This window comes from Microbulbifer sp. VAAF005, assembly GCF_030012985.1.
Classification (GTDB): Bacteria; Pseudomonadota; Gammaproteobacteria; order Pseudomonadales; family Cellvibrionaceae; genus Microbulbifer.
This window is the reverse complement of sequence record NZ_CP120233.1, coordinates 4557625-4575627: the sequence shown is the minus strand read 5'-3', so window position 1 is coordinate 4575627 and position 18003 is coordinate 4557625. Positions and strand designations below refer to the sequence as shown.

The window sequence follows — 18003 nt, the reverse complement described above, 5'->3', positions numbered from 1 at the left end:
ACCCTTAATGGAAGGCTTTGTAAGTAATTTTTTGAGGAAATATGAGGTGGTGCACGAGAACGGTAGGCATAGAAGAAGAAAAGGCGGGCACTACGCTCCCAGAGCTTGGAGAACCTCTCCAAACTGCTCAATACTCTCCAGTTTATTGAAGACGAGCGGGTTTCTAGCGTATGATCCATATAGCCATTTTGATAGTCTGCTTATCAATTTGGTTAGCTGGCCCCTGGTGTTCGAGCACCTCGGGTCAGCGCCTTTTACTTGCTTTTACGTCACAATACCGCTCCCCTTTGACAGGCTGATTTTAGAAAAATATTGACTCGGTTAAATTTCTTTGGTAGCTGGCGTTTTAAGAGGCGGATCGACGCCGACCAAAATACCAATAATCATCTATTGATTTTACGCAGCTTTGACACTAAAACAAACTTAATAAAATCCAATAAGATTATTTTTGTGCCTATATTTTTTAACTTTACGCTTTGAATAATCTGAGTTATTTACAAAACAAATCATTTAGCCTGGTGCTTTTATTAAGCTCACACCAAGGAACTCAGAAGAAAAGATTATCAATGCTGTCACTTACCACAAGCGCCTTTCTGCTTACAGGCAAAATTGCTTAGGTTTTTTAATATGTTGCTGAGGATTTTAGGTAACCATCCTATTAGGAATAGTAATGGCGTTATTTTTATACCCTTTAGGGATTGGACTTTTTGATGCGACACCCCCTAAAAATTTACTTCACTCAAAGGGTGAAACTGTAAATTCTAAATGTTCTTAGGGTATCTCAGAAAGTGAAGTCCAATCGAAATATACGTGTATCGAACCCGTTAATCGTGCCTTCATAGCCAACATACAAAACAGGGAAAGGTAATCCGTACTTTCACCTCCGTGCTTGATGCCAAGAAATTAATATCACCACTACAGCGCCTACTGAAGAGCCCTCTCCACACCACGATTGAACTCGCTAGGGATGAGATTGTGGAGTAATTGAGGTGTAGCACAACAGTTAGCGGCTAGCGTTTTTATCACTTGAGTACACCAACTCTGGTGCCGCTCATCCAGATGCAGCGAGCCGATATAAATTCCTATGGAATCCCCGGCTTGTCTGTGTAGGGTACGCCTGTCCACTGCTAGCTCCCATTACTACCTCCAAGTGTGTTGGTTAGTGTGGGAATTAGGCTGCAATTGATCCTTTGTTTGGTCTAAAATTGGCTCCAAAGGTGGGGCCCTACCTATCCCCTCGCGGTGGAGGCGTTAAGATCAAGTTCGGATGAGAGCAACCATACAAGCTTGCGAGGACATGCACTAGTTTAACAAACCGGTAAGTCCCCAAAGAAAAGCCCATCACTGGCAAGTTGCCTTAGTTGTTAGCCCGCACTAATTGGAACATCGTATTTTATGAACAAGAAGGCACTTGGAATTAATGAAATTATTATCCTCACCACCCTACTGGCAATGCTTGGCTTGCTGGCTATCCGGTTTTTGAATCCTGAGATGCTAAATCTGTCCATTTTCAATACTCGGGCAGGCTCCTTTTTACTTGGCTGCGCATTTTGTTACTTCACTCTAAATGAGTTCAAGGCAGCCATAGATAAAGATGAGTGGGGCCCAAACAGAGTTGCAGGTATTATTCGTGTACCCCTATATCTCGCCGCTGCTTTATTCCTGTTTTACATGACTGCAAGCGGGGGAATTAATGCATAATAAGAGATTATTAGCTTCCCCATCACTGGCGAGTACAAGGCAGTTAAAATGAGTAACCAGAGAATCCCTGACAGAAATAAGAGCCCCTACGGCTGGTGGGTCGCAACAATTATAGAGAGGTTTCAATTTGATGATGAGGAACTCGACAATATGCGTCGGCGCTGCCGGGCATTCTCAAATGTTGTGATACTAAGAGCTGATGATAGAGAGCAAGCTTACCAGAAGGCCATTCAGTACGGGAAGTCCGGCATCGAAGACAAAAGTGACTGGACAAATGATAAAGGGCGTAGAGGTCGCTGGATTTTTGAGGGACTAAGCAGTCTTATTCCCATCTATGATGAACTTGATCCTGAAGGCACTGAAATCCTGTTTGACGATGATAATGGGATTACAGTTGGCAGAGTTAAGTCTTGGGTTCGAAGCAAGGAAGAGCTTGAGGCATTTGATGATACCGAATGAGAAATTCAAGTACTTTATCAGCCCCTTTAAAGACTAGACTTCCCCTCTTTTCTCTCGATAACTATAGAATAGTCCAACCAAATGTAGCTGGGTGGTATGTAATATCCAATAGCCCTAGGAGTAATTAATGCAAACAAATCGAATCCTTTATTGATAAATAAAGTCGCTCTTAATCTATACAGATTTCTGTTGAGGTATCTCTACTATGCTTAGTCCGAAACTCTCGCGGAGATTGCCCAGTCCATTTTTTAAAGCTTCTGGAAAAACTACTGGTATCACCGAATCCAAGTTTGTAGGCGATTGACGTGATCGGGGTATCGTTTTGCTTAAGGTACTGCACAGCCTGATACTGGCGTATTTCATCTAGCACAGTCTGATAACTGAAACCTCTTTCTTTTAGTTTTCTATGCAAACCACGGCAACTAATACCAAGCTCCTTGGCCACGACCTCTTGTGAAAAATTACCTGTAGCCATCAGATCAACAAGCACTCTACTGGTTATGCTAACTATGTCATTCTTCTGCAAACGCTCCAAGTAACCAATTAGGGCTTGCTCGTTGACCCTGACCAGCTCATCGTTTCCCGAAGAGAGCTTTCGATCAACAAACTCTTGTTTAAATCTAATCTCACAAGTGTCCGCCGAAAAGTTAATTGGGCACTTATACATCAATTGATGCCGCTCAAGAGTGATAGGTCTGGGCCTCTCCAGATTAATAGAAATCAAATGACGATGCACATCAGGGCATATCTTTCTGATGGACTTTATTAGCAAAGCCATAAAGGCATCTATAGCGTGAATACTTGGATCATATGGAAAATTGTCAACCTTTTCCCAGGATACTACTACTTGCTGCTGTTCATCATGAACATTGATTCGCATAGCGGTGGTAACCACTTCTGAGAATCGAGCAGATCTTAGTAAGCTCTCCCTGATGGAGCTACTGGCCAAGTGGGCATAACTCAAGGCATAAAGATTTGTATGATTCACATACTTAGTGACTTGCAGGCCGATACAATCATCACCTGATATAGATTCAGCGAGCCCCCATAGTTTTTTCATATTCTCTAAAGGGATTCTCTGGTTCGCATCCACTATGCATTTAGGGTCAATTTCTGCACGCTGCAAAATTTCTTGGGTAGAACAGAATGGTTTTAGGGCCTCAATAATAGGTAATACCCAAGTTGCAATGGTCGTGTGTCCATACTCAGCCATCTACAAATGTGTCCTAATTGGTCAAGAGATTGGCTTTATTTGCAAAGAAACCAAAAAGCCAAATGATTAGCATCTAATCAAGCACTTCTTTATTTACCAAGATTATCCTAACGATCCTGACATGTTAAGAGGATCTAGTCACCAAAAAGATAGCCAGCCGACGTTGGCAATTGGAAATATGAAAAATCCCATAAAAAGAATAGCACGTCTGGTAGGGGTTACATTATCCATCACTCACCTAAGTGTTGCTGCTAGTGAGCCCACTCAGGTTTTCTGGGGAGATATGCACCTTCATACCTCCTACTCATTCGATGCCTTCTTAAGCCAAAATTATTCGGCAACTCCGGACACCGCTTATCGGTGGGCCAAGGGGCAGCCGGTTATTCACCCCTACACTCATGCAAAAGTACGTATAGACACTCCGTTGGATTTTCTCGTGGTTTCAGATCACGCTGAAGGGCTGGGTGTTATGAGGGCAGTGGTGAATAAGACAGATGAGCTAGACAGCGATATGTCCTTATACCAGTCGATGATGCGCTGGTTTGCCAAGCAGCATATCCGATATAAAGTATCTATGAATGAAGGTATGGATATTTTCAATGAGTTACTGCCCGCTAAGGCTCTCGGCACAGTAGCTCCCACCGACCCTGTCCAGGACCCGGCTAACAAGTTCCCAGAGCCGGTTCTTGGTGATTTGGATAAAACCCGGACAAGTGCATGGAGCGCAATAGTCGATGCTGCAGAGCGCCATAACAACCCAGGCACCTTTACCAGTTTTATTGGCTGGGAATGGAGCTCAACCCCAACAGGGGCCAACTTACACCGGGTTGTGGTCTCCCCTGATGGGGCGGATAAAGCTAAGCAGTATCTTCCTTTTGGGGCTGATCAGAGCCAGTACCCAGAAGATTTGTGGCACTGGTTAGATGAGACATCTAAACGAACTGGCAGTGAATTCATTGCGATTCCCCACAACTCCAATGTATCCAAAGGCTATATGTTTGCAGAAACCACTCTGCGTGGTGAGCCAATTGATACCCAGTATGCACGTACACGCATGCGCTGGGAGCCCCTGGTTGAAATAACGCAAATTAAGGGGGACTCAGAAACCCATTCAACGCTTTCCCCGGACGATCCTTTTGCCGACTTTGAGAATTATCCATTTTACCTACAAGCTGACCCAGAGTCGTACCGTGTTGCCAAAGGTGACTTCGTCCGGTCTGCCTTGCGCTCTGGGCTGGAAATACAGAAAAAAATTGGTGTAAACCCTTATAAGCTGGGGTTTGTAGGGTCCACAGATTCACATACGGGCATGTCAACTGCTGAGGAGAACAACTTTTGGGGCAAGTTTGCTCATGACTCAGTACCAAGCAGCAAACGAACTAACACTGTCATTGGCGGAACCAAGGCTACAGGTTGGAACATGTCTGCTTCTGGACTCGCCGCCGCTTGGGCAGAAGAAAATACCAGAGAAAGCCTTTTCGCTGCATTTAAACGCCGTGAAGTATATGCCACTACAGGCCCTCGAATTCAGGTGCGCGTCTTTGCTGGTTGGAATTTTCCTAAAGACGCTATAGATGCTGAAAACATTGCTGAACTAGGTTATTCCCATGGAGTACCTATGGGGGGGATTTAGTCAAACCACAAGGAACTGACCAACCAATTCAGCTACTTATACGCGCGACAAAAGATCCTAAAGGAGCAAATCTGGATCGAGTTCAGGTGGTAAAATCTTGGTTAGACGCAACGGGAAAAAGTCATGAGAAAGTAATTAATGTTGCTTGGTCTGGGGAACGCACTCTTAATAACCAAGGTCAGTTAAAGCCAGTGGGTGATACCGTTAGTCGAGAAACAGGGCAATACACTAACAATATTGGTTCTATTGAGTTATCGACCTTGTGGCAGGATCCAAGCTTTAATGTGAACGAAAGAGCATTTTACTATGTTCGGGTATTACAAATCCCTACTCCTCGCCATTCACTTTACGATGCAGTGGCCGTAAAAGAAATTAACAACGGAAATATTCAGATACCCTCTGAAGGACCCGCTGTTATCCAGGAGCGCGCTTATACATCCCCAATTTGGTATACCCCCTGATACCGATAGGATACCTCGACGCTACAGCAAGCAAATAGCATATCTAAAAAAGTAGCTTGCATACTGATATCAATACTCTCTGCAGGTTTCAATGGAGGAAGCTTCATGCAGCGGAAATTAGAGATTCTGAAAAGGGAACCTCTTGTACATTTTTCTATTATCGCTTTATTGCTGTTCGTTGTCGCAGAGTTGTTTATCCAAGAAAGTGGAACCTACCGAGAAGACACTCTGTATATAAGCGAGGATAAACTAATTGAGCACCTTCAATTCCAGAAAAAAACATTTAATCAGAGTTTTGCACGGCGTTACTGGGAGGGCTTGACTCAGCCAGAAAAGTCCAACCTGATTAATGATTACATTAAAGAAGAAGTACTTTACCGAGAAGCCCTTAATCTAGGCCTACAGAGGCATGATCAGATTATACGACGGCGCCTTATTCAAAAGCTGGACTATGTAAATGGTGGCTTTTCCAGTAACACTGACATTAGTGAAGAAGACTTGGAAAACTACTTCCAGCTTCATCACGAAAAATATCGAATTGAAGCATCCATTACCTTCACTCATGTTTTCTTTGATTTTAGACGTCATCCTAAGGACAAGTTAGAGAAGACTGTTAAACAGAGCTTGAACCACTTAATAAAGCAGTCAGTTCCATTTGAGGAGTCCGCCCGCTACGGAGACAGATTCATCTTTCATCGGAACTATGTAGATCGTACTCCCCGTCTAGTAGCCAGCCATTTTGGAGATAACTTGGCAGAAAGCATCTTTCAGCTACCCTTGAACACCTGGTCCGGTCCGTTTGAATCTTCGTATGGTCTACATCTGATTTTGGTTAGTGAAAACAAGACAAGCCGCCTACCTAACTTTAGAGAAGCCTCCCCTTTAGTGCTTGAGGATTATCGACGGGAAAAAATGGAGGAAAACAGACAACTTAGGATACAAGAGCTGTTGGCAGGATACAGAATAGAGAGGGATGCCTCGATACCATATGTACCTATGGACATCACCTATGCCAACTAAAAATCCCTACAAGATCATCAAAGCCATTCTATTCTTATTGTTACTTACAACAACTAGCAATTTTAGTTTCGCTCATGACGGAAGACCGATATACATTGAGTTAAAAGAAGTCACGGAAAGCAGATATATCCTTCGATGGAAAATCCCGCCTATCATGCAGCCAGGTACTGAACCTGAGATACACTTAAAGGGCGAACTCTGCCAAATACAACCAGAGATAACAGGGCCTGCCGGACCCAACGTGAAGAGTTACCTATGCAGGAACCCCCACCCAAATAATTTTACAAGGCTATATAATCCCCTAACAATAAAAATCACATACCCGATTGCCAATCCAGCTTTATCGAGCTTAATTCATTTTGAAAAATCAGACGGTGACACTATTAATCTCTTTAATGGCCCCAAGGTCTTAGAGATAAATTTGCCTTCCCGCCTAACTATTTGGGATTGTGTCCATCAATATATTGATGCAGGTTTCTTACATATATTAGAGGGCTATGATCACTTACTATTCGTATTATGTTTAGTCTTTATCGCCAGAAACTTTAGAGGCATTTTAATAGCGATTAGTGGATTTACAGTAGGCCACTCTCTCACTCTAGGGCTCGCAAGTTTGGACTTATTCACCATAAGAGTAGATGTTGTTGAAGTGTTGATCCCATTGAGTATTATGCTGTTAGCCGCAGAAATTGTATACGCGCATAATGGACAGAGTAAAACGAGTTTAACCCGACGCTACCCTGCGATTGTTGCCAGTGGCTTTGGATTACTTCACGGGTTTGGGTTTGCCAGTGCGCTAGCGGAATTAGGCCTTCCTCACAGCCATAAAATCACCGCGTTATTTAGCTTTAATATAGGTGTAGAACTGGGGCAGATATTATTTGTATTGGTTTTGACTTTCTTATCATCTACAGTTCAGTGGATATTCTCGAAGTGGAAAATTACAACTTTGTATAACCAACTTCTGACACGATCAAAATACGCTATTTATCCAGTTGGAATAACCAGCGGGTATTGGGCCATTGACAGGACTCTGGGGCTAATTTCCTAAACAAGCAAAGCTTGAATTGCAAAAGCTGCTTCAAGACTTACTACTGGGGTGGAAGGAAAGAATACTCTTCACTCGAGACACGCTGTGAATATATCTCTGTAAACTTCTAATCGGCGTCCATACCCCATAGGGTCCCGATCCCGGTGTATCATTTCCTTCTCCCTTTTTAGTATAATCTGCTATTCTCACGCAATCACACAGATAACGGCTCACAGTAGTGGTCAGATACAGGCCCTTATCAAGCTGAAGCAGCTTTCAGTTTCAAACCTATCATCACTGAAAATAAAGATGTTAAATTTTAGAAAAGCACTTATAGAAGACCTTCCTGATTTACTTAAATTTGAACAATGCGTTATCGAAGCCGAAAGGCCATACAACTCATCCATTAAAGCTGAATCAGCATTCTATTATGATATAGAGAATTTGATACTATCTGATGACTCATATCTTTTGGTAGCTGAAACCGAAGATGAGATTATTGGAACTGGATATGCCCAGATACGGAATTCAAAGATATCTCTTGATCATGAGCGGCATGCTTATCTAGGTTTTATGTATGTATCACCAGCGCACCGAGGAAAGGGCATTAACTCAAAGCTAATAGAGAAATTAATTGCATGGGGAAAACAGAATGGAGTTCAAGATTTCTACCTTGACGTTTACTCTCAAAATAGCTCAGCGATAAAAGCCTATGAAAAAGTCGGATTCAAACCATCACTTATGGAAATGAAGTTTAACCTTAAATAGAAAGCCCACAACCCACAAATCCAGGTGATGCCTTATGCTCACCTGACTTACATTGCGCGACTTCACAGAGCGCTCTTACCGAATAACTTAGCCGACATATTTCGGATTAAAGACATAGCTATAAATGTTATGATCAATTAGGAAAAGTAAACTCCACAAAAATCCAACCTTCTACGCTTCTGGCGAGCATACTTAAAACAAATTTAACGATAAATTTAATAAAAACCCCGTAAACACAGGGAATAACTTCCTGTCTCCCCTGCCCCTCCTAAGATTCACCACAAGATGAACTTCCCTTATCGCCTTCAGCCACTGCCCAATTAAAAATGGTGGGATAAGCCCTACCTTTGCAGCGGCTTAATCAGACTCAGATGCTGTTTCCACTCCACAAAGAGTCAAGTCCACCAGCACAACAAACTGTCAAATTATCTATTCCCGTATTTTTAATGGCGTGAATTTAGCTTTACTAATTACATGCTTTATCACCCATAAATTATCCCGCCAAAATTTCGCCATTCATCACACTTTTAGTGAGAAAGAACGCATAGTTATCACACTCATAAACGGTTGTGCGCCATAACTTTAGTATTAGAAATACGTACAACCCAAATAAGGACACCTATCTAAAAATAAGCCGGAGTCTAAGTGCGCCAGAATAAATAATTATTGCAGGCGTATTTTTTATAGGTCTACCGCGCTTGTCCGACAGATAACAAAAATGGATTTTGTTCGGGAGATTATGACCATGCGTCTACCTTCGCTTATTGCGATACTATTTTCATTGGTACTTTTAAGTGCCTGCGGTTCTGATGGAGGCCGGGGCGATGCCGCCGATGACTTGCTCCCGCCCCCTGGCGTCACAGATTCAGATGGTGACGGTATCGATGATGATAATGACAATTGTCCGGCTGTTAGTAATTCAGACCAGGATGATTTAGATGGCGACGGCAGCGGTGATGCCTGTGATACTGATGACGATGGCGACTCCCACCCAGACATTTCAGACAACTGCCCACAAACCCCGAATTCGGACCAAGCCGACAGTGATAGCGACGGCATAGGCAATGCCTGTGACAGCGATCTGGATGGCGACAACGTCCCCAACGATTCTGACAACTGCCCTGCTGATTCAAATAGTGAGCAGGGTGATATCGATGGCGACGGCGTCGGGGATGTATGCGACAACGACCGCGACGGGGACAACTACACCGACAGCTTGGATAACTGTCCGGATGTAGCCAACCCAGACCAATCAGATCAGGACAATGACGGCATCGGCGACGCCTGTGACGAAGATAGCGATACTGACAATGACGGCCACGACGATGGCCAGGATAACTGCCCAGCCGCATCCAACCCAGACCAAGCCGACCTTGACGGAGACGGCATTGGCGATGCCTGTGACAGCGATGACGACGGTGATGGCGTAGACGATCAAGACGACAACTGCCCAACCGCAGCCAACTCCTCACAAACCGACCAGGATGGCGATGGTATAGGCGATGCCTGCGATGACGATGCGGACAGTGACGGCATCGATAACGAAGATGACAACTGCCCATCCACCCACAACCCAAGCCAAGACGATAACGACGGAGATGGCATTGGCGACGCCTGTGATAGCGACGACGACAATGACTCTGTCGATGATGAGAATGACAACTGCCCCAGCCATGGCAATAGCGACCAAAGTGATATCGACGAAGACGGTGTCGGCGATGCCTGTGATAGCGACCAGGATGGTGACGGTATTGAAAACGACGATGACAACTGCCCTGCTACCGCCAATTCAGACCAAAGCGATATCGATGGTGATGGGCAAGGCGATAGCTGTGACAGCGACGATGACGGCGATGGTATAGACGATAGTAATGACAACTGTCCGGCCGTTGCCAACGATGATCAAACCGATACCGACGGCGACGGCACCGGCGATGCCTGCGACAGCGATCGCGATGATGACGGCGTTGAAAATGAAAATGACAACTGCCCGCTGGTACCCAACGCAGATCAAACAGATACAGATGGTGACGGTTACGGAGATGCCTGCGATGACAACACCGATGTCGACGGCGATCAGGTACCTGACAGCGTTGACAACTGTGTACTCGTCCCCAACACCGATCAAATCGATCAGGATGGAGATGGTGTCGGGGATGCATGCGACGAAGACCTGGATGGAGACGGCACCGATAACGATGCCGACAATTGCCCATCAATACCCAACTCAGACCAACTCGATAGTGACGGGGATGGCAGCGGCGATATCTGTGATAGCGACGACGACAACGACGGCGTCGATGACACAGCCGATAACTGCCCCACGGCATCCAATAGTGATCAAACAGATACCGACGGGGATTCAGTCGGTGACGCCTGCGATCCAGACCTTGATGGAGACGGTATCTTCAATGACGACGATAACTGCCCCTATGTCAGCAATACACTACAGGAAGACAGTGATAACGACGGAATCGGCGATGCCTGCGATGGCGACAACGATAACGACGGCGTAGATAACGCCTACGATAACTGCCCGGATACTGCCAACAGCGATCAGTCGGATATCGATCAGGATGGCGTTGGTGATGTCTGTGACAGCGACCGGGATGGTGACACTGTCCCGGACACTTCCGACAATTGCCCGGCTATTCCAAATGATGATCAAGCCGATCAGGACGGTGACGGCATCGGTGACGTTTGCGACGATGACAATGATACCGACAACGATGGCCACGACGATGGTGAAGACAATTGCCCAGCCATTCCCAACCCGAATCAAACGGACACGGATGGCGACGGTGTCGGCGATGAGTGTGATAGCGATGCTGATGGCGATGGCATAGACAACACCGATGACAACTGTCCACTAACGCCAAACGACCAAACCGATACTGACGGTGACGGTATTGGGGATGCCTGTGACGAAGACCTGGATGGTGATGGCGTTAATGATGACGTCGACAACTGCCCAATGATTCCGAATCCAGGGCAAGAAGACGGCGATAACGACGGTGCCGGAGACCTCTGCGATAACGACCGCGACGATGACGGCCTTGATGATACCGTCGACAACTGCCCCGCGATTCCAAATCCAAACCAAACCGATACTGATGGTGATGGAGAGGGAGATGCTTGCGACTCAGACATGGATGGCGACGGAGTAGAAAATGACTCCGACAACTGCCCCCAGACTCACAATCCCGGGCAGGAAGATTCTGATAACGATGGTATCGGCGATGCCTGCGACCTCGAATCAGGACTATCCTGTGCAGCGTTTGAAGACCTGGAGATCGTTAACGGTGTAGATGCAGACCTGAGCTACGGTATCGAACAGCCCTGCGATGGATGTTCTATTACTGCAGTAGAAAGGGTATTTAACGGCGTCCTATCGGATGCTGCCAGAATGGAAGTTGTCAGCGGTGCAGGTGGCTCTACCCATATTCAAATCAACCACCACTCGGTTAAAGAGGGACGCCATGTGGTCGGTTTCCTGGTAGAGCACACCACACCACTGCTGGATATCATCTACCTGAACACCATCACAATCAGCACTTACCTGGATGGAGTAGCTACAGGGGAGTCCACTAGTGGATATCGTCTGGCCCCATTCAAAGTCAACGGTGCACATAACCACCGCTTACTGCTGGCCACCACCAATAGTGACTTTGATCAAGTGAGATTGACACTGGAAGGGTTGAGCTTCACCAATAATCAATTGGATGTCTATCTCGCCTGCGCAGCGCCAATCGGCCAACCATAACTAAAATATGAGGTTAAAAGCCCCGGCTTGCCGGGGCTTTTTTATGGGGATTTATTTGCTAGAGGAGCACATAGAAAAGTTCGACAACCCCAATCCTAACTACTTATAAATCACCTACCGCTACCAGCCTTAAGCTACATTAGTTTCCGGTAGCCACGAGAAAAAACAACTCAAAACTTCTATCAATCCTTTGAATAAGCTCACTGAACCGAACTTTCACTATCTCTCCTATGGCCTGGCAACTGTCAGCTACATGACGCTGATGTTATCTATGCCTTTAAGCGACACCATTGCCTCCAGCCTGGAGGTTAAGACGAGCCAGATTCATTTGGCGATAAGTACTCTGTACCTGATGTTTTCTGCCTCCGCCATTGTTCTTAGCATGTTCTCGGATATTTTTAGTGCTGGTCGCATTTTGAAATATGCTCAGATTATGTCGATTGCTGGACTTTTCACTGTCGCCAATACACATAGCCTTTCTACTTTTTACCTGGGATGCATCCTGATAGGTGGCGGGACTGGGTGCTATTCCTCTATAGGGCGATCGGTGATGTTGCGACACGCCAGCTCTTCTGAAGCGGTAAAGAAACGGACCTCATTTATTTCGCTAACTATTATTGTTGCCCCTATTTTAGCAACAATACTCGCCCACACTCTTATACCCATTAATTGGCGATACGCCTATTACATAATGATAGCTATTGAGGTGGCAATGCTGATCTACTCACAGCTTGCGCTCAGAAAAGATCGACAGCCCCTTTCAACGATTAAATCAGTCTTAAATATATGGAAGCGCTGTCTAACAACAAAAAGCTGCATATTAAATATGTTATCAACAGGGGTTGGCTATGCACTGATTATGCAGACAATTATCGGTAATATTCATGGAATCTTAAAGTACAGCGCCACGCTCTCCTATATGCAATTAAACCTCGCGGTTACTGGATTGAGCGCCACCTATATACTGGGCATACTCACATTTAGGATATTGGTTAATTACAACAAACTACCAATAGTGAGGATTTTGATAACCCTACTAATACCAGTAGCTGCTGTTATCTACCTGGAGTACCACTCCACTCTAACTTTCTTGCTAGGTTCACTTTATCTATGTTGTTTTGTTGTAGGATTTCTAAACCCGCTATCCAGCAGTTTCGCCATGGCAGAAATTAAAGGTGGGCACGGTATGGCATCTGCACTACTCACCTTTTCTTTTGCCTTTACTTCCGCAATTTACAGTTTTTTCCAGGGCTACCTGGAAATCCCATCAGTGAAATTCGTTCCCATATCAATGACATTCTCATTTTTACTTCTCCTGATATTAGCCATGGCGCTAAGACAAAAGAGGTTCTAATCAGAGCTATATAGCTTTGGATAGCATACTTATTGAGCAAGCAACACGCTATTCTCCCACCAATAACAAGAATACAATTATTCCAAGCAACTTGGGCTAGCAGTATCAAATATGTTACCAAACCAAGTATTACTGGAGAGGCAAGCATCAGGAGTCTCATCTACCAAATCAGCTTCACCATTACTACCAGTCACCTGATTTCCCGAAATAATGTAGTTCATTGAAGGCGGATCCACTATATCAAAATCCATCACGATGCCAATATCTGAAGAATTCGATATCACATTCTGTATCACCAATCCATTAACAGTTGGAGGCTCTATAATAATTCCAAAAATAGATCCATCAATGGTATTCTGAATAACCTGACTGAAACTACCCGCAATGACAATCCCCGCTATGGCATCACTATTACCACTTAGAGAGTTCCCTGAAATATGACTGAAATCCCCATTGAGTTGAAAACCAATGCTACCAGGGCCACCTGAAAGAAACATTGAGCCATTAATAGAATTATTGTCACTCTCCACTATAAAACCCACCCCTGGACTATCAGAAATCAAACCTTGAACTGAATGAAATCCATCGCCTTCTAAAAAGACAGAAATTCCACAAGTGTCTATGGTACCTCCTACTAATACAGCTCCTAAACCTTCAAGAGAGATCCCTGCGCTATCACTATCTTCACAAGTAAGTACATAACCGTTCATGTCCAGGCTTCCGGAAGGCCCTTCTATTGTGACCTGAGTTTCAAGATCACAGGAAAGGTCCTGACTGAGAACTTCTGCTGTCGTTATCGTATCTCCACACTGAACATCTGCCAGGGAAAAAATTGGCTTTGAAATAAAGATTGTTAATAATGCCAATGATGCACATACCTTCAGATTCATCATTTCCTCGAGAATAAATTTTTGCTAAAGAGTTTTGATATACGGAGAAGTATAGCAACAGTTAAAGCAAAACTTTAAATGGCTCCGAAATCTATACTTATGCGTTTTTAATGACGCATTAAAAGTCTTCCCACCCTACTAGAACCTTTTTATTTTCAATGTGCATATGGAAAAGCCCGAACCAGCCGAGTTATTCAAACAATCCTATCAAGTGATGCGTCACTAAATAACTCTAGGGAAATTATCGGCGCGTCCGTTGTCTAACCTGATATAGAATTGGCCGCTAAAAGCCAACTTACTGAAACCCTTGCACAGTATTACTATTTCCAAATTGAGTGGCAGTAGCTATATTACTCACTGTTCCCTGCGTTAACCCCACTTGGTTGGAATCACCATCCTGTACAACCGCTGCAGTATTAAACCCCTGAATCTGGTTAATTAAGGACTGATTAAGCAAGCCATTTAACTGGAAGGTTTCAGAAAAATTAAACTGACTCGTTTGCCCTGTCGCAGCAACATTGATACCGCCGCGCTGTTCGGTAATTGCAGTATTGAATTCACCCACCTGATCATGAGTCGCCTCAAGGCTAGTACCACTTTGCAGGATATAACTATCATTTCCCAGAATTTCTTGAGTAACTGTTACGAAGTTATTATTACCACGCTGAATTACAAAAGAACTGGCGCCGACGACAAACTTTTGCTCAATTTCCACTCTAACAGCATTTCCCACCTGGACGCCAGCAGCATAGCTGTCACTCGCGGTAGTTTGTGATATGTTAAATCCTCCATTGTCACCCGCTTGAAAAAGAACCGCTACATTTCCAAAGCTATTATTAACCTGAAAAATTCCAGAACTACTATTATTACCAAACTGCCGAACAACAGCCGAATTATCAGCGGCATTGGCCTGTAAGATGGATACATCAAGTCCTATTCCACTCTGCAAGACAAAAGCAGAGTTATTTTCAGAATTAGCTTGAAATGAATTAACCGTGCTCATCGTGCCAAACTGATACTGAACAGAGGTTGAGTTAGTTGTGACCCCCTCTGCTGTGCAGAGGCAGATAGATTGCTACCAATCTGCCTCTGTACAATAGTGCTAGATTCTGTCAAAAAAATCTGAGTTGCCGTAGCCTCATTATTGGCACCAACTTGTAGTTGAATGATAGTACTTCCATTCACGCCAGGATCACTCTGATCAGCTTCTGCCGTATTACCTTCACCAATCTGTATGAGCTGATAGGTATTATCAGCAGCTATCCCTGCTGCACTGGAAATCGAAAACAGAACACAGGCCGCAAGAGAACTGTACTTCATGAGCGGTTACTCCCTTTCATCTGACAATATTGATTACTGAAGCCCCAAAACTGTATTGTTGTCACCAAACTGGGAGGAATTAGCCAAATTCCCCACTGTAGCCTGACTCAAACGGGTAGAGTTCGTATCCCCAGCCTGTGTTGCAATAGCAGTATTGAATGCCTCCAGCTGCAAAACAAAAGCATTGTTACGAAATCCACTCAATTGCAGCATCTCTGATGTACTAAAATCTCCACTTTGAGCCAATTCAGCAAAATTTAAAGCTCCAAACTGCTGGACTAACCCAGCACTAAAATTACCTATTTGATCCTGCATGGCGTCCAGACCAATACCGTCCTGAACTCCAACACTTAAATTACCTATATTCTCTTGCCTAACTGCATAAGAGTTTGCGGTATTTTTTTGACTCACAAGTGAGGACGAACTCGCAGCTGTACTCTGAGCTACAAAAGAACGCAATTCATTACCCGACTGCACAACAAGAACACTATTGGCCACCCCTAAATTCTGATCAACATTCGAATCATTTCTAGACCCAAACTGAAAATTAACTACAGAATTCTCAAAACCAATATTTTGTGATACTCCACTTCTATTGGAATCGCCAATTATCGTTACTCTTATAGAGTCACTGACACTGCTATCCTGTGTTAAACTTGAGTTATTGCCGTCACCAATTAAAATTGCGCTAATATCTCCAGCTACCACGCCGGCTTGAGACGAGCCAACATCGTTATTGGTACCAACTTGTGTAATAGCAATACTCGATTGTGCAGTACCCGTTTGACCGATATTTTCGGCACTATTGTTGTTCCCAATCTGTATAATGGTAATGGTGGACGATATAGCTGCGCTCTGGTTAGATTCGGTAGAGTTACTGGCACCCAGCTGTAACTGATAAATCTCACTAGACTCGGTAAACAACTGCTGCTCACCTGTCACCTCATTGTCATTACCAATCTGTATCTGGCTAATCTGGCTATTACTAACCGTTAAATCACCTTGCTCACCCGTTGCCATATTTCCCGATCCGACCTGTATCAGGTTATAGGTGTTTTCAGCAGCCACTGAAACCGTATTGGCCACAACAGCCAGAATTCCTACTAAAACAGGTTTCAATACAGTCATCATAATTCCCTTAAAAGATCAAACTCAGCTTAAAACCCTGAATCCAGACAACTTCCGCAAGAAATGGAAGAGATAGATTTACTTAAGTTGCTTGAAATCAATAAAGTTATTGAAGTCCCAAAATAGTATTACTATCACCAAACTGTGCAGAGGTAGCAAAATTTCCCACTGTAGCCTGACTGAGGCGGGTAGAGTTTGTATCACCGGTCTGTATCACACCGACAGTATTAAATGCATCCAGCTGCACAACAACTGCATTATTGAGAAGCCCGCTAAACTGCAAGATCTCTGAAGTGCTAAAATCACCACCCTGAGCAAGCTCAGCAAAATTCAGCCCACCAAATTGCTGGATAAACCCCCTACTAAAGTTACCAATCTGATTCTGAATTCCTTCTAAGCTGGTTCCATTTTGGAATCCAATACTAACGTTACCCACATTTTCCTGACGACTTTCAAAAGAATTATTATTATTATTTTGATAGATAAATGAACGAGAACCATTAGCAGAAATCTGAAATGTCTGAGCATTTAGTGCATTTCCCGTTTGCACTGTAACCTCAGCATTACCAGCCCCACCGTTCTGAGTAAGTGATAGAGTATTCATTGACCCAAACTGAAATCCACTTGCCGAATTCACCTGACCAGACTCCTGGGTAATTGTTATACTACTTGAATCACCTAAAGTTATTCCTCTGGCAGAAATATCCACACTGGAATTTTGTGCCACATTAGCATTATTACCATCACCAATGCTCACGATATTTATAATACTTCCTAAAGTGCTATCTTGAACAAGACCGTTGACATTACCGTCTCCTAGCTGTACGGAATCAATGGTAGATAGTAAGACCCCATCTTGTGAAATAATTGAAAAATTATTCGAACCAATCTGTGTAACTGTGATACTGGTTAAAACAGAAGCGCTTTGCTCAACTTCTGCGGTATTACCTTGACCCAACTGAACTACAACTATTTCGCTAGATTCGGTAAATGATTGCTGCTCTCCAGTAGTATCATTGTTATTCCCTATTTGCGTTTGGCTAATTAGGCTATTGGTAACACTGGGATCGCTTTGCTCACCCATTGCTGTATTTCCTGACCCCACTTGAATGAGGTTATAGGTGTTATCGGCAGCTACAGAGGATACACTGGCTAGCACAAGTAACACACCTACCGAGAGAGGCTCAAATTTAGTCATCACTAAACCCTTTGGGAGAAAAAATTGTCTCATATTGTGAGTTTTAGACAGCCTCCCCATATAAT

The 18003-nt window shown here is 44.1% G+C and carries 13 protein-coding genes and 1 pseudogene; 8 read left to right on the top strand and 6 right to left on the bottom strand.

What is annotated here, in order from left to right; translation table 11 throughout:
• Positions 1–1395 precede the first annotated feature (1395 nt).
• On the top strand, positions 1396–1701 hold the full coding sequence (locus P0078_RS20530) for a hypothetical protein (protein ID WP_282931752.1): 306 nt from the start codon (positions 1396–1398) through the stop codon (positions 1699–1701).
• A 48-nt stretch (positions 1702–1749) separates the two neighbouring features.
• Complete coding sequence (locus P0078_RS20525) at positions 1750–2160, top strand: DUF4288 domain-containing protein (protein ID WP_282931751.1); 411 nt, start codon at positions 1750–1752, stop codon at positions 2158–2160.
• Between the two features lie 169 nt (positions 2161–2329).
• Here the strand turns inward: P0078_RS20525 and P0078_RS20520 are convergent, their stop codons facing one another.
• The gene (locus P0078_RS20520; protein WP_282931750.1) at positions 2330–3373 is read right to left on the bottom strand and encodes an AraC family transcriptional regulator; all 1044 of its coding nucleotides are present in this window, start codon (positions 3371–3373) and stop codon (positions 2330–2332) included.
• 121 nt (positions 3374–3494) lie between these two features.
• On the opposite strand from P0078_RS20520, the pseudogene P0078_RS20515 reads away from it, so the two are divergent.
• The 6 genes and pseudogenes from P0078_RS20515 to P0078_RS20485 all read left to right on the top strand — a co-directional run bounded on the left by P0078_RS20515 (position 3495) and on the right by P0078_RS20485 (position 13402).
• Positions 3495–5467 (top strand): annotated as a pseudogene (locus P0078_RS20515) (DUF3604 domain-containing protein).
• Between the two features lie 105 nt (positions 5468–5572).
• Positions 5573–6487 (top strand): peptidylprolyl isomerase, encoded by a 915-nt coding sequence (locus P0078_RS20505; RefSeq protein ID WP_282931748.1) that lies wholly within the window; start codon positions 5573–5575, stop codon positions 6485–6487.
• Positions 6477–7538 carry a HupE/UreJ family protein gene (locus tag P0078_RS20500; protein WP_282931747.1) on the top strand — a complete coding sequence of 354 codons (1062 nt, stop codon included), beginning with the start codon at positions 6477–6479 and terminating at the stop codon, positions 7536–7538. Before P0078_RS20505 ends, P0078_RS20500 begins: the two co-directional genes overlap by 11 nt.
• A gap of 288 nt (positions 7539–7826) precedes the next feature.
• Complete coding sequence (locus P0078_RS20495) at positions 7827–8285, top strand: GNAT family N-acetyltransferase (RefSeq protein ID WP_282931746.1); 459 nt, start codon at positions 7827–7829, stop codon at positions 8283–8285.
• 718 nt (positions 8286–9003) lie between these two features.
• Positions 9004–12048 carry a thrombospondin type 3 repeat-containing protein gene (locus P0078_RS20490; protein ID WP_282931745.1) on the top strand — a complete coding sequence of 1015 codons (3045 nt, stop codon included), beginning with the start codon at positions 9004–9006 and terminating at the stop codon, positions 12046–12048.
• A gap of 190 nt (positions 12049–12238) precedes the next feature.
• Complete coding sequence (locus P0078_RS20485; protein ID WP_282931744.1) at positions 12239–13402, top strand: MFS transporter; 1164 nt, start codon at positions 12239–12241, stop codon at positions 13400–13402.
• Positions 13403–13479: 77 nt separating this feature from the next.
• On the opposite strand, the gene P0078_RS20480 is transcribed toward P0078_RS20485, so the two are convergent.
• The 5 genes from P0078_RS20480 to P0078_RS20460 form a co-directional block, all read right to left on the bottom strand.
• Positions 13480–14295, bottom strand: coding sequence for a hypothetical protein (locus tag P0078_RS20480; RefSeq protein ID WP_282931743.1), 816 nt, complete (start codon positions 14293–14295; stop codon positions 13480–13482).
• A gap of 292 nt (positions 14296–14587) precedes the next feature.
• Positions 14588–15295 carry a hypothetical protein gene (locus P0078_RS20475; RefSeq protein WP_282931742.1) on the bottom strand — a complete coding sequence of 236 codons (708 nt, stop codon included), beginning with the start codon at positions 15293–15295 and terminating at the stop codon, positions 14588–14590.
• A complete protein-coding gene (locus tag P0078_RS20470) occupies positions 15292–15612 on the bottom strand; it encodes a hypothetical protein (RefSeq protein ID WP_282931741.1) in 321 nt (106 codons plus the stop codon). The genes P0078_RS20475 and P0078_RS20470 overlap by 4 nt, the downstream gene beginning before the upstream one ends.
• A gap of 33 nt (positions 15613–15645) precedes the next feature.
• On the bottom strand, positions 15646–16743 hold the full coding sequence (locus P0078_RS20465; protein WP_282931740.1) for a hypothetical protein: 1098 nt from the start codon (positions 16741–16743) through the stop codon (positions 15646–15648).
• A gap of 103 nt (positions 16744–16846) precedes the next feature.
• Complete coding sequence (locus tag P0078_RS20460) at positions 16847–17938, bottom strand: hypothetical protein (protein WP_282931739.1); 1092 nt, start codon at positions 17936–17938, stop codon at positions 16847–16849.
• Between the last annotated feature and the right edge of the window lie 65 nt (positions 17939–18003).

What these genes read in the sequence shown, in the direction of transcription:
- P0078_RS20520 (WP_282931750.1), bottom strand. Translation starts at nt 3,373, where the DNA reads ATGGCTGAGTATGGACACACGACCATTGCAACTTGGGTATTACCTATT.
- P0078_RS20470 (WP_282931741.1), bottom strand. Translation starts at nt 15,612, where the DNA reads ATGAAGTACAGTTCTCTTGCGGCCTGTGTTCTGTTTTCGATTTCCAGT.
- P0078_RS20495 (WP_282931746.1), top strand. Translation starts at nt 7,827, where the DNA reads ATGTTAAATTTTAGAAAAGCACTTATAGAAGACCTTCCTGATTTACTT.
- P0078_RS20500 (WP_282931747.1), top strand. Translation starts at nt 6,477, where the DNA reads ATGCCAACTAAAAATCCCTACAAGATCATCAAAGCCATTCTATTCTTA.
- P0078_RS20530 (WP_282931752.1), top strand. Translation starts at nt 1,396, where the DNA reads ATGAACAAGAAGGCACTTGGAATTAATGAAATTATTATCCTCACCACC.
- P0078_RS20525 (WP_282931751.1), top strand. Translation starts at nt 1,750, where the DNA reads ATGAGTAACCAGAGAATCCCTGACAGAAATAAGAGCCCCTACGGCTGG.
- P0078_RS20465 (WP_282931740.1), bottom strand. Translation starts at nt 16,743, where the DNA reads ATGATGACTGTATTGAAACCTGTTTTAGTAGGAATTCTGGCTGTTGTG.
- P0078_RS20460 (WP_282931739.1), bottom strand. Translation starts at nt 17,938, where the DNA reads ATGACTAAATTTGAGCCTCTCTCGGTAGGTGTGTTACTTGTGCTAGCC.
- P0078_RS20490 (WP_282931745.1), top strand. Translation starts at nt 9,004, where the DNA reads ATGGATTTTGTTCGGGAGATTATGACCATGCGTCTACCTTCGCTTATT.
- P0078_RS20505 (WP_282931748.1), top strand. Translation starts at nt 5,573, where the DNA reads ATGCAGCGGAAATTAGAGATTCTGAAAAGGGAACCTCTTGTACATTTT.
- P0078_RS20475 (WP_282931742.1), bottom strand. Translation starts at nt 15,295, where the DNA reads ATGAGCACGGTTAATTCATTTCAAGCTAATTCTGAAAATAACTCTGCT.
- P0078_RS20480 (WP_282931743.1), bottom strand. Translation starts at nt 14,295, where the DNA reads ATGATGAATCTGAAGGTATGTGCATCATTGGCATTATTAACAATCTTT.